Source organism: Ruminococcus sp. (genome assembly GCF_016287535.1).
Lineage (GTDB): Bacteria > Bacillota > Clostridia > Oscillospirales > Ruminococcaceae > Ruminococcus.
This window is the reverse complement of sequence record NZ_JAEFAJ010000022.1, coordinates 38,031-51,637: the sequence shown is the minus strand read 5'-3', so window position 1 is coordinate 51,637 and position 13,607 is coordinate 38,031. Positions and strand designations below refer to the sequence as shown.

Sequence of the window (13,607 nt, the reverse complement as noted above, 5' to 3'; positions counted from 1 at the left end):
TCTTTGCTGTACAATCAGCGATCTGAGTATAAGAAGCGCCGTTGCCGTCGCCCTGCTGGAGTGACATCTGAAGAGTTACATTTGAACCGCTGTTCTGGAGAACTGCAGCGCTGAAGCTGTATGTCTCGCCGGGAACGAACGCATTGGAATCGAGCGGGATAGCACAGCCGTTCCACTCGCTTGCTCTGTCAGAAACGTAGAGTGACTTTGAACCGTCATAAAAGTTCTTGCTGTTTGTATCAACAGAAGCGCTTCCTCTTCCTGTCCAGTCGCCTGCACCGCTCTCGAAGTCGTTTGTGAAGTAGTCGCCGTTTGCATCTGGCTCTACTGTCTTTGTAGCTGTGCTTCCACCGCCGCCGCCACCGCCGCCGGATGCGTTTGTGGTAACAGTAACGCTCTTTACGTTAGCCGAACCGTTTGATCTGTAGCCCTCGATGTTGAGAGATACCTCATAAAGAGTACCTGACATATCGAGACCAGCCTTTGACCAAGCGTCAAAGTGATCTGATACATTGATAGTGCCCTTCATGTTGTTCTGTGTATTGTTTCTTGAACCGCTGGTCTGACGAATGCTCCAGTACTGCGGGAAAGTAGCTGTACCGTCAAGAGAAGGCTGATTGTAACGCATTGTCTTGGCGATATCATAAGTATTACCGTTCAGTGTTACGTTACCCTTTCTCTCAGCACCGTCTCCGGGTGGACGCCAGTCGCCCCAGCCTTCAACGATATAATATTCCATAAGAGGGTTTCTTGTCCAGCCGTAAACGCACATATAAGAGTTTCCTCTTGGTGTGTACTCAACATCATAGGTAAGAACTATATTGCCGAAAGCCTTGTAATTCTTCTTCTGGCTGTCGAAATTCTTGCCCATACGAGCCAGGAAGTTCTCAATGCCGCTCCATGAGCAGGTGAAAGAGCCTGCACTCGGATTCATTGAAGCCTGACCGGTATAGTTCTGGTTCCACATTTCGTAGTCGTATCCGCCGATGTTTCCCCTTACCTGCTGGTCAGCAGCCTGAACAACAGTTGCGGAAATCGAAGGTACACTTGAAGCGAGTGTCATCGCAGCTATTCCTGCGCTGACAAGCTTTTGGAATGTGACCTTTTTCATTTTGATCATTCCTCACTTTCTAAAAAGTTTATTGTTTTAAGATCCTTCTCGACCAAGAAAAAGCGCAAAAGCAAGGTATGCCTTTGTGTCCCTCCTCTTCCTTGGTACTTGATTTCATTTTATTACATTTCTGTGAACTATTCAAGTCAATTCTTGCTAACAATCATTTACCATATTCGCAGTTCACATTTTTTGCACATTTCAGCTCGTATTTTTTGCGCATTATGCCATATATTAATTTTATCCGCTATTTTTCCAGTTTAATTTAAAATATAACATTATGAACATTATAGCACAATTGTGCTACGATATTTCGGGCAAAAACTGTAAAAATCATCTTTTTGCAATTTCACTTTAAAGGCTGCGGAAAATATAATCATTTATTGCTTTACCTTTAAAATACAGAATGAATAAGTTTTTTTACTGATTACTTTTTGGATAACTTTTTTGTGCATTTTACACAAAATGTATAAATATTCCGACCGCTTTAACAGCAAGAAGCGGTACAGCATAAAATGATTCAGGTTTTTTCAGCGCAAAAAATAACCGAACACGTCTTTCCCGTGTTCGGTTATCAGCTTATTTGTTAAGTAAAATCCTGTATTTCGCCGATCAGCGTCATATCAGCCAAGGCTGACGTCCTTGCCGAGCAGGAATTCCTGTATCCTCAGCGCGTCGTTGGAAGTCAGACCGGCAATGCTCTTATCAACATCACCGTTTTCAATGCCCTGCTCGGTGATATGTCTCTCGTCGGTGCCGTTGAGACCGTATTTGTCAGGATTTGCCAGTGACTGCATTATGATAACAGCGTCCGCAAGGTCTACAGTACCGTCACAGTTTGCGTCTCCCGCAAGATATTCCTTTTTCTTTTTATTATATTCTCCGATAGATTCAAATACAAATCTGTCATATCTCTCCCCGTACATCTCTGAGGCAGTTGAGTTCCAATAGCCATATACTTTATCAATATCACCCAAAAATGATGATGTACTGAATTCACATTCGGGATTGAGGATAGTTATGCTTACTTCTCCTTCATATTTAGGGATAATAATAGTCTGTTCATCTTCCCATGGCCACGTTTTACCATTGTAAACATAAATTTTTTCTTCTTTATCGGTTTGTTTATTCGGAATATAATAAAATGCATTGTCTGCAACATACTCAACACTTTCAGGCAGCACAAGTTTTCTTATGCTTGTATCGGCAAAAGTACCTGTTTCTATCTTTTTAACAGTATTGGGTATATTTATCTCTTCAAGTAAATAGCAATCCATAAATACTATTTCTCTGATACTTTCAAGCCCTTCGTTCAATGTCACTTTTTTAAGATTATAGCACTCCATAAAGGCATACTTTCCGATAGTCTTTAAGCTTGCTCCGCATTTTACCTCTTTAAGATTTACACATTCACTAAACGCTGATTTATCTATTATTTCAAGGCTGTCCGGAAATGTCAACTCAGTCAAAGAGTTACACCTTGCAAAAGCATCTTCTCCTATGGTTTTAAGTCCATTTCCGAATTGTATGTCGCTAAGATTAATGCATCCTCCAAACGCCCCATATCCTATTGTTTCAAGGCTGTCAGGCAACTTGACTGACTTCAGGCTCTTGCAACCTGAAAATTGATGGTAATCCAATGTCACAAGTCCTTCGCCGATCTCAACATTTTCAAGTGCAGATAATTCTTGAAAAGATCCCCACATAAAGTCCTTGATATCCGCTTCAACTATAAGATTCTTTATATTTGGTGTGCCTTTATCAGCGTAAACACGGAATCCCTCTTCTATTGTGACCGTTTTTCCAACTATCTCAGCAGGGATAATAAGAGTATCGCCTTTAACTCTATCAGCATATATATCACGTATGCAAATGTTGTCGTCATTTTCAAATAAAGTCATTATTTCCGAGTAGCCATTGCTATTTCCGTCAATAACGTACCCGAAGCAGAGGAATTCCTTGTCTTCAAGGCTGTTGCAGTATTCCTCGGAATTTGAATACCTGTATCCGTAGATCGCGTCAAAGCCTCCGGTAAAAGCGTCCTTGCCGATCTCACATTCCGCATTACGAACATAGATAACAACGCTCTCAGGTTTTGCTGGTATAGTTACCTCAGGAAGACCGTTTGCAGCCTCTATTACTCTTTCCTCGCCGTCCTCACTGTAAAGCGAATGATATGCATTTTCGCCCACTGACTTTATGTTTTTGCCCAGGTCAAGTTTTTCAATAACAGTATTATAAAATGTTTTTTTCTCAATGCTTGTAAGAGTTGAAGGAATATTTACTCTTCCGAGAAGATAGCAGTTTTCAAAAGCCGACTCTCCGAGCTCTGTCAGTCCTTCGTTCAGTTCCGCACTGATAAGCGAAGTATTGCCTGAAAAAGCGGCATTTCCGATAGATATCAGGTTGTCTCCCGTAACTACACGGCTAAAATCTCCGCCGTGCATAAAAGCACCTGCTTCTATCACTTCAAGCGAATCAGGGAAAATCAGATCATTTTTGATACCACACTGTGAGAACGCAGCGTTTCCGATGGTTTTCAGTCCATCATTGAATGTAACTTTTTCAAGGGCTGAGCAGTTGTAAAACGCACCGCTTTCGACAGTTTCAACAGAATATCCTAACTCAACGCTTTCAAGGGCACGGCAGTTCGAGAAAAGACCTGCCGGAACAGTCTTTATATTATTGCCAATCCTCAGCGACTTCATTTCGTTAACGAGGAGTTCGCCCATTATGCTGTTGTAAATGCTTACGACCGGCACTCCGTCCACCTCATCAGGTATGTCTATGGAGCCGTCCTTGCCCAGCTTTTCCACACCGATGACCATAAGACCGCCTTCGGTCTCCGCGTACTTCAATACTCCGTCCCCTTCCGAGACGTAATCATTTTCGTCCGTATCTGTTTCTTCGATGTTCATGTATGTCAGTTCGTTTTCAATCGCGAACTTCTCCACAGCAGAATCCTTAGCGCAGACGATAGTATATCCCTTCCACCACTCAGGCTTCAGGAGCACACAATCAGGATTGGTTATAACCACTGTTATCGGTTTGCCGTCAGGAGTCATACGTCTTCCAACCAGCGGGCAGCCCTCAAGCTCCTCTACGCTTTCCGGCAGTACCAGAGATGAGATACTGTAGTCATGGAATGTTCCGTAGCCGATGTGTTTGAGATTCTCGCCGAAGCTTATATCCGACAGCTTTGTGGAGCCGTAAAAGACGTTCTCATCAAGGTATTCCAGACCGTTTCCGAGCTTTATGCTTTCAAGGTTATCGCAGTATTCAAAAGCATTATACTCAATTTTTTCGAGACTGTCCGGGAGTTCCACAGACACAAGTGAACTGCATCCGTCGAAAGCATAGTGTTTTATTAATTTAAGTCCGTCATTAAAGATGATATTTTTCAGGCTGCTGCAGTTGCGGAAAGCATATTCGCCGATAGTCTCAATGCCCTTTCCGAGCTCAATGGTCTCAAGCTCTGTTAAGCCCTCAAACCCATATGCCGGTATCTCTGTGATATTATCACCTAATTTGACAGACTTCATCTGTCTCATCATTGTGAACTGTGTCCTGTTGAAGCCAACAACTGGGATACCGTCGATATCGTCAGGAATAACGATATCCGTAAGCGTCCTGTCACTGATCCTTTTCATAGTAGCTTTTCCGTCGCTGATCTCATACAGGATACCGTCCTTTTCGATAGTCCCGTCATCAGTAATCGCTGCGGTTTCCGCAGCGGAGGTAACGACAGTTCCTGCTGCCGCCGGATACGCTCCCCCAACGAGCACAATAGCAGTGACAGCTGCGATGATTCTTTTGATTTTCATAGTTTATTCTCCTTTTTATATCATTAGTCTTTCGACTTAAAAGCAATTATATCACAAACTGAAAAATCCCACAATATTTCTGTGTGAAAATTTACAATCCCGTAATTTTTAGTTCATGTATTTAACACATTAACAATTATCAGAGCACCAGACCGTAGCCGTTCTCAGCGCTTATTTTTACAGGTGTTTCAAAATTGCCGGAGATAGCTTCAAGCTCAGTGAATATCTCCTTATTGTCAACTAATTCCGGCCAGCCTCTTCTGCTTCTCGGCAGTTCAAAATGCAGTGATATCGGATAGAGCTTAACGGACACTACCTTCTTTTCTTCGATATCAAATTCTATACTTGGGATAAAGCTCTCCCACACCTTGCTGTTCGCGCACATTCCAACTGTGCCGTCCTTGCTCCTGATATTCATTGCCATGCCAACATTGTCGTAATACTCATAAGGTATCGAATACTTTTCGTAAAAATCAGCCGGCAGCTTTGTCTGGAGTTCATTTTTCATGATAAAGTCTCCGAGGCCCCAGAAGATAATACCGCTGCCGCGTTTTTCTATTCCCCTGATAACGTGAGCGCCGTGACAGAACACTATATCCGCGCCTGCGTCAGCAACAGCATGGCAGAACTCAACTATAAAATCATCAGGGTAATTGTCTGTTCCCTTGAACTGATGTCCGTGAACAGAAACTATAACGCAGTCTGCCTGAGCGCGTGCTTCATTTATCTGTGATACCACTCTGTCCAGATCGCGCTTTGCCGCGGTTGATATCTTTTTTATCTCATCGCCCTCAGTGAACTGAACATCTCTCAGCTTGACATTCCTGTTCTGCATGACATAACCGTTTTTTGCGCCAAGGTCTCTGTATTCGTTTATACCCGTACCCGCCGCGATCTGCTGAACAGCGGCCATAAGCTCCGGAGTTACCTGAAGCACCTCCGTATGCCTGAGCGGATTGACGCCCGGTCTGCCGTTCATATCCACGCTCTGACTTCCTGCGGCGTCAGAATCATGAAAGCTGCTCGTAACAGCTATCAGCGCGGCTCTTCCGTTTCTCGTCTCGATATAGCACGGCGCCGATGCCTCCGCAAGATTCATGCCTGCGCCTGCGAAAGCGAATCTTTTTTCTTTAAGATAACCTATCGTTGCTTCGAGACCCTTATGGGAATAATCAAGAGAATGATTATTGGCTATGCTCAGAAGATTGAAACCATACTCCCTCACATCATCAAGAACGTCCGGATCTGCCATTGCGTATCCGCCGCCGGGAAACAGTGAAGGATATCCCTCGTTTCTGTGTACTGTGGTCTCAAGATTTCCGAATCTCACATCGTGAGACATGAGGAAATCCCTCATTTCTTCAAAGCCCTTGTATTTTCCTTCCGGAAGGTGACCGGCGATAAGGATATCACCGCATCCAGATATTTTAAGCATAAATAATCCTCCTAAAAACTGTTTTGTAAAAAGCCGTTCCATATCTGCCGCCAAAAGACAACCAACGACTCTGCCTGATCCTGATTTCAGAAAACAATATCATTTTACAACTTTTTTCGGTTTATGTCAATGAAAAAAAGAACAGCAGCTTATACGCTGCTGATACAGATGAAAAAGGCGGCTTTATCCAGCCGCCTTATAATGTTATTTTATTGCCGCAAATGCGTCGTCGAGGGCTTTGATAAGGTCATCGATATGCTCTGTGCCTATTGACAGACGTATAGTCGTTGGCTTGATGCCCTGCTCTGCGAGTTCGGCTTCGGTAAGCTGAGAATGAGTCGTTGAAGCAGGATGAATTACCAGTGACTTTACGTCAGCGACATTTGCGAGGAGTGAGAAGATCGCAAGGTTGTCTATGAACTTCTTTGCGTCGTCCTCAGTACCCTTTATATCGAACGTGAAAATGCTGCCGCCGCCGTTGGGAAAATACTTTTTGTACACCTCATGGCTCGGCTCGCTGCTGAGTGAGGGGTGATGCACAGCTTCCACCTGCGGATGCTTTGAGAGGTATTCAACTATACTCTTTGCGTTTGAGGTATGGCGCTCAACGCGGAGCGAAAGTGTCTCAAGTCCCTGCAGGAATATAAAAGCATGGAAGGGAGAGAGAGTAGCGCCGGTATCACGGAGAAGTATGGCGCGGATATATGTAACGAAAGCAGCAGCGCCTGCCGCAGCGGTAAAGCTCACACCGTGGTAGCTGGGATTAGGCTCGGATATCCACGGATAGCGTCCCGACTTCGCCCAGTCATAATTGCCGCTGTCAACGATAACGCCTCCGATAGCCGTACCGTGGCCGCCTATGAACTTGGTCGCGGAATGAACTACGATATCCGCACCGTACTCAACAGGGCGCACAAGGAAAGGAGTTGCAAAAGTATTGTCAACTACGAGCGGGATATTGTGTGCGTGTGCGATCTTTGCTATCTTTTCAATGTCGATTGCGTTGGAATTGGGATTTCCGAGAGTTTCGATGTAGAGAGCCTTTGTATTCTCGTCTATAGCCGCTTCAAAGCTTCCCTCTTCATCTGGGTCCGCAAATTTTGTAGTAATGCCGTAAAGCGGGAGAGTATGCGCGAGAAGATTATATGTACCGCCGTATATAGTCTTTGAGGCAACTATATTCTCTCCTGCCTTGGCAAGAGCCTGTATGGTATATGTTATCGCAGCCGCGCCTGAAGCTGTTGCGAGAGCAGCTACACCGCCTTCGAGAGCGGCTATGCGCTTTTCAAAAACGTCCTGTGTGGTATTTGTAAGTCTGCCGTAGATATTGCCAGCGTCCTTCAGACCGAAACGGTCTGCCGCGTGCTGTGAGTCATGAAAGACGTAGGATGTAGTCGCATAAATGGGTACTGCTCTTGCGTCAGTGGTGGGGTCTGCCTGCTCCTGTCCGACATGAAGCTGTAAAGTCTCAAAATGTAATCTATTGTTTGCCATTGTAAATTCCTCCTGAAAAAATCTTTATATTCAAATACTCGTTAATATCATTTGTTTATCAGCCCTGTCTGCACATTCGTTCTGTGCCTTCAGAAATGCAGCGGAGACAGTATAGTATATTCGGTTTTATCATAACAGCATCTCCTTCCGTTTGGTATGTCTATATTATATATCGGCTTAGTATATTTGTCAAATCCATAATTCCCATTACCAGTTATAGGTTGAACCTATAACTGTTTTGAGAAAATCAGCAGAAAATCAGCTAAGTCTGCCTACTGGACAGCGCAGCATGTTGATTCTTTTTTACATTTTACCTATTGCTATTTATAATTTAATAATGTATAATAGGGATAGTATTAAATTGGGGTTGTATGTGCTGATTCGGGAAAGGAGGATATAATGAAACGGAAAAAGAGCTTTTTCTCCATAAGATTCAAAATATATAGCTTCGTTTTCCTTTCTGCTCTCCTTATGGCTGCCGGCGTATCAGCATTAGCCTTTTACGCGAGCAACAGTCAGGCCGATAAGTATTACAAACGGTGCGCGTCGGATACCGCCGGCAACTTATCATCACTGGCAGACGGCGACTATCTTGAGAAGCTGCAGGAAGCTGCCGTTTCAGAGGAGTATCAGGCGCTCCGCAGCAGAGCCGAGGAAGAAAACAACGAAGAGCTCATCAGCGGCTTCCTTAAAGAAAAGGATCTGTGGGACGGCTTCATACGGACTCAGGAATCCATAGCGCTCTGCCTCGGAAACATGGGAGATATAAAGTCACTCTGTATTATGGCTCAGGAAAGCAGCGGCGCTCAGAATGATATGTACCTTGTGAATGCTCCGGAAGAGCCGCTTTTCCGGACAGGCTGCTATGAACCGCGTGAAAATGAACTCAGCGGATCTGATACCGATGAGCCTGTGATCTTCCGCAGCAGTCATGGCTGGGTCTGTTCCGCATTCAGTCCCGTATACGCTTCCGACGGCAGATGCGTATGCGTAACAGGCTGCGAGTTCAGCATGGACGACGCCATGGAGACAAGGCGTCATTTCCTTGTGTATCTTTTAATAGGCTCACTGCTGTTCGCCCTGCTTATGCAGACACTGACAGCAATGATAATAAAAAAGGTATACATCGGCCCGATAAACGCGATCACCGCTGAAATGAAAAAATTCAGGCCATCAGAGAATACAAGCTACAAGGACGCGGGCGTCATGGAGCTTGATATAAAGAGCCGTGACGGTATAGGCGAACTCTATCATGGAATACGCGCAATACAGACTAATATCATAGACCACCTTAATGACCTTTCCGAGTTGCAGGCTGACAAGCTCAGGGCAGAGCGTGACATCAAAGCAAAAGAACAGCAGATAGGAAGGCTGAGTCAGGAAAATCAGAAAGATACGCTGACTGGCGTAAGCAGCAAGTCAGCTTATGAAAAAAAGATAAATGAACTCAACTATGCTATCTCCCAGGGAGATATCTCATTTGCACTGGTCATGGTCGATATGAACAACCTGAAGGAAATAAACGACAAGTACGGACACCGAGCAGGAGACCAGTACATCAGAGGCTGCTGCCGTATGGTATGCGACGCCTTCAAGCACTCTCCCGTCTACAGGATAGGCGGAGACGAATTTATAGTTGTTCTGCAGGGTCAGGACTTTAAAGACAGGCAGACCATCGTGGAACATCTCAGGAATGAATTTGACAAAAAATACAATCAGACTGAACTGGATCAGTGGTTCAGATATTCCGCTGCTGTGGGAATGTCAGAAAACGCTTCCTTTGACACATCTGCAGCCCTTGTTTTCAAGCGCACAGAAAAGGATATGTACGAAGATAAAGCGGGATTCAGAAAAAAATACGGGAAATACAGATAAAGATTATTTCCGTACAGTCTGATAAGAGGAGAGAGAATATGGAAAAAAACAATTCCGGGGCAGTAAACAAGAATATACTTGAAAAAACTATCGACAGTATCTCGGAAAAAGAGAACTATTCAATAGTCGGTTATTTTATAATGCTCGCGCTTTACATAGCCGCAACAATAATAATAAAGCTGACTTCCGGTTCCCGCGCGACTATCGAGATAGGCGGCAGCACTGTCGCGATCAGCTCCTTCGCCGGAGTATTCTCGGCGCTTGCAAATATCTTCATAGTGCTTATAGTCATTTATTACAGAAAGCTTGGATATTATACCGCAATTGCAGCTCTTATCCTTCAGCTGCCAATGATACTTATAGATATCCCGCATCACAAGAACTTTTCCGCTCTCCCCGGACTCTTTACGGATCTGTGTACTATTATAGCAGTCACGACTCTTCACAAGAAAAACGAAAGGCTTCATAATTATCAGCTGAGGATACGCGATCAGGCGGTCACGGATATGCTCACGGGGCTGCCGAACAGGTTTGCCTGCTCTGAGCTCATAGACAACCTTATAAAGCGTGATGAAAGATTTGCCGTGGTACTTATCGACCTTAACAACTTCAAGAGCATAAATGATACCTTAGGCTTTGACGCAGGAAACAAGGTGCTTTCAGAGATAGCTTCACGCTGGAAGAATATCGCGGATTCCGGACTTTCGGGCACTGTCGATTTCATAAACCGTCTCGGCGGCGACGAGTTCTCACTTGTGATACGCAGCTATGATTCAAGCGACAATATCCTTAATACCATAAACAAATACGAGAATGTTCTTGGTCAGCGCATGACCATAGACGGCTGCGACCTTTACATATCAGCCAGCTTCGGCTACGCAGAATTCCCGGCTGACGCCAAGAACTTCGACCGTCTGCTTTCCTACTCTGACGCGGCGGTGTCAGAAATGAAACGTCTCGGAAGCGGAAATCATATACTTCACTTCACTCCCGACCTTCTGAAGCCAGAGCGTACTCTTGAGATAGAACGGACACTGAGGACAGCGCTTGACAGCGACAATATTTTCTTCTGCCTTCAGCCGCAGTTCGATATCAGCCACAAGCTCCGCGGCTTTGAAGCGCTTGCCCGCGTCAAGGACGAAAACAGCAATATCCTCCGTCCGGACGAGTTCATCCCTGTTGCTGAAAGAGTCGGCATGATAGACAAGGTAGAGGGCGAGATACTGAAAAAATCAGCTGTTTTCTTCGGAGACCTCATCAAAAAGACCGGCGCCGACATAATACTCAGCGTCAATGTTTCGGTAAAGCATCTGATGAAAAACGGATTCATTGACGAGCTGAAGGATATACTTGAAATCAGCGGCATACCTGCCGACCAGCTGGAGTTAGAGATAACCGAATCAGTAATGATAGATTCAGCCGAAAAATCCCTTCACTGCATAGAAGAGATCAAAAAAATGGGCATAAAGATAGCTATCGACGATTTCGGAACAGGTTATTCCTCACTCAGCTATCTTAACAGGCTCCCTGCCGATCTTCTGAAAATAGACAAATCCTTCATAGATAAAATGAACACCAGCGATTCCTCGAAGCAGTATGTCGCCGCGATAATCTCCATAGGTCACATCATGGGATTTGAAGTTATATCCGAAGGTGTGGAAGAGAACGATCAGCTTGATTCTCTCCATGACATCGGCTGTGATTTCATACAGGGCTTCATATGGGGACACCCTCTTGCCGTGGAAGACGCTGAAAGACTTGTTCTGGAAAGCGCATGACCACTGACTGAAAACAAAAAGTCTGTATTGTAAGATACTTACAATACAGACTTTGTTTTTTTGTATAAAACATAGAATCTGAAAAAATTTTTTCAATATTCAACTGTTTTACGTTGAATTTCAGTCATTTTTGCCCCTCTTATGGAAGGCGTTTTTATTTTCTCTTCTTTCTGTCAGGCTTTGACATCTTATGCTTGTACATTCTTGTATCGCTTATTCTCAGGAAGCTCTCGATCTGACCGTCACTGTCTGTCTCTGCAAGGCAGGAACCGTAGCTCAGCTCGATCCTGTAAGGTTTGCCGCTTTTTGAATTGTATTCCCCGCACAAGCGCACAAGTCCTTCATTGAACCTGTTCAGCTTTTCCTTTGAATAGTCTGAGGCATAGATATAGAACTCATCACCGCCGGCACGTCCGGCGATCTCACCTGAGGTACAGCATTCCATGATGATGCCGGCAGCCGCTTTGATAGCGCTGTCGCCCTCGCTGTGTCCGTAAACATCATTGATATGCTTCAGACCGTCCATATCTATCACCATAGTACATACTACCGATTTACCCTTCAGCTCGCTTATGGCTTTTCTGGACTGCTCATCGAATCCGCGGCGGTTAAGCATACCGGTGAGCACATCGCTGATACTGAGCTGCTTCTGTTTTTCATAAAGAGCCTTCTGCTTGTCATAGAGCTTGCGGATCTTGTCATTTGTCCACAGGCGCTCGATGGTGACCGCAAGATTAAGAAGGAAGATATTATAGAAGTCGTTGAAGATATCGTCATCTTTCATTTCGATGAGAGCGTATCCGAACATCTTCTCCGCACAGTGGACGCTCATAATATAATAGAAGTGCGGTACATCAGAATTGACCTCAGGTATGAGTGAAGAGGCATCGACAAGCTTATCATTCCTGACATACTCGTTTTTGGTATCTATCCATATCACAGGCTTGAAATTGCCTGTCGGCTCCTTGCATTCACTTGTACATGAAAGCCTTCCGCTGCTGTCTGTCTGCATATACAGGAAGAAAGCCGAATAATCTCCGAAATTGGTAGCGCAGTCTATGAATGCTGAAGTAAGCTCTTCAAGCTTTTCCAGCTTATTCAGTCTCAGCAGAGCAGCCTCCGCGTCATTGAGGCAGTAGCCGAAAAGCCGGACATCATTGAATATGTTATTTATATTCTGAAGCTCTGTATTATGGTCGAGGCTCTCACAGCCGCAGGACTGGGTAAAGATATTTCTCGGCGAAACGCTCTGATCGTCATTACCGTTTCCGCTGCTGTATTCTGTAAGGTATTTCAGAGCCTTTTCCGCGATATCTTCCCTTTCACGGGTGACTGTCGTGATATGCGGGATATAGCTTCTTCCCTCCTCAGAGCCGTCGAAGCCTGATACAGCAATATCCCCCGGAATATTTATTCCTCTCAGCTTGAATGCTGACATCAGGGCAATAGCCATATAGTCATTGGCACAGATGACCGACTCCGGACGTTCCGGACGTGACAGGAAGAAATCCGCAGCCTCCTCGCCCTTATGGAACCAGAAATCCCCCTCAAATACGCCTGCACCGTCCTCAGGCAGACCTTTTTCCTTCATGACGTCCCTGAATTCCTTCAGTCTCAGCTGAGCGTCGGGGTGAGAAAACGGACCTGACATGAAACCAATTCTCGTATGCTTGTGTACGTCGGTAAAATGCTCGACCATTCTTCGCATACCCGCGGCGTCGTCAAAGTCGATATTGCAGAAGCCCTCAACATGGCTGCTTATAGATACAACAGGGCATTTTGCCTCACGAAGCTTTTCTATTACTCTGGCGGCTATACCTTCCACGTTATAGCCTTCTCCGTCATAGATTATACCGTCAAACTGTTCAAGATCTATATATTCGATAAGGTCGAATTCACGAACACCGTATTCAGAACTCTTCTGACCTATCTGTCCGAGAAAATTGAAATATACAATGTTTACGCCGAGTTTTTTCGCAATTCTGTTATAGCTGCCGCAAAGTCCCTGTCTGTACCTGCTTGTCAGGGAACAACCGAAAAAAGCAATGTTTTTCAGAGAATTGATCATATCATCTCACCTCCGTCCAAAA

Annotated in this window: 7 protein-coding genes; 2 read left to right on the top strand and 5 right to left on the bottom strand. The window is 44.8% G+C overall.

Features of this window, described 5'->3' with window-relative positions:
* The 4 genes from QZZ36_RS09080 to QZZ36_RS09065 form a co-directional block, all read right to left on the bottom strand.
* On the bottom strand, nucleotides 1-1,111 hold a 1,111-nt coding region (locus QZZ36_RS09080), incomplete at its 3' end, for a glycoside hydrolase family 11 protein (protein WP_295080321.1).
* A 623-nt stretch (nucleotides 1,112-1,734) separates the two neighbouring features.
* Nucleotides 1,735-4,935, bottom strand: a complete 3,201-nt coding sequence (locus tag QZZ36_RS09075) for a leucine-rich repeat protein (protein WP_295080318.1) — start codon at nucleotides 4,933-4,935, stop codon at nucleotides 1,735-1,737.
* A 139-nt stretch (nucleotides 4,936-5,074) separates the two neighbouring features.
* On the bottom strand, nucleotides 5,075-6,370 hold the full coding sequence (locus tag QZZ36_RS09070) for a CapA family protein (protein WP_295080315.1): 1,296 nt from the start codon (nucleotides 6,368-6,370) through the stop codon (nucleotides 5,075-5,077).
* A gap of 204 nt (nucleotides 6,371-6,574) precedes the next feature.
* On the bottom strand, nucleotides 6,575-7,864 hold the full coding sequence (locus QZZ36_RS09065; RefSeq protein ID WP_295080312.1) for an O-acetylhomoserine aminocarboxypropyltransferase/cysteine synthase family protein: 1,290 nt from the start codon (nucleotides 7,862-7,864) through the stop codon (nucleotides 6,575-6,577).
* Nucleotides 7,865-8,263: 399 nt separating this feature from the next.
* Here QZZ36_RS09065 and QZZ36_RS09060 point away from each other — a divergent pair, with 399 nt between their 5' ends.
* Both QZZ36_RS09060 and QZZ36_RS09055 read left to right on the top strand, forming a co-directional pair.
* Nucleotides 8,264-9,739, top strand: coding sequence for a GGDEF domain-containing protein (locus QZZ36_RS09060; protein ID WP_295080309.1), 1,476 nt, complete (start codon nucleotides 8,264-8,266; stop codon nucleotides 9,737-9,739).
* A 38-nt stretch (nucleotides 9,740-9,777) separates the two neighbouring features.
* Nucleotides 9,778-11,517 (top strand): bifunctional diguanylate cyclase/phosphodiesterase, encoded by a 1,740-nt coding sequence (locus tag QZZ36_RS09055; RefSeq protein ID WP_295080306.1) that lies wholly within the window; start codon nucleotides 9,778-9,780, stop codon nucleotides 11,515-11,517.
* A 154-nt stretch (nucleotides 11,518-11,671) separates the two neighbouring features.
* Here the strand turns inward: QZZ36_RS09055 and QZZ36_RS09050 are convergent, their stop codons facing one another.
* On the bottom strand, nucleotides 11,672-13,585 hold the full coding sequence (locus tag QZZ36_RS09050) for a GGDEF domain-containing protein (protein ID WP_295080303.1): 1,914 nt from the start codon (nucleotides 13,583-13,585) through the stop codon (nucleotides 11,672-11,674).
* Nucleotides 13,586-13,607 lie beyond the last annotated feature (22 nt).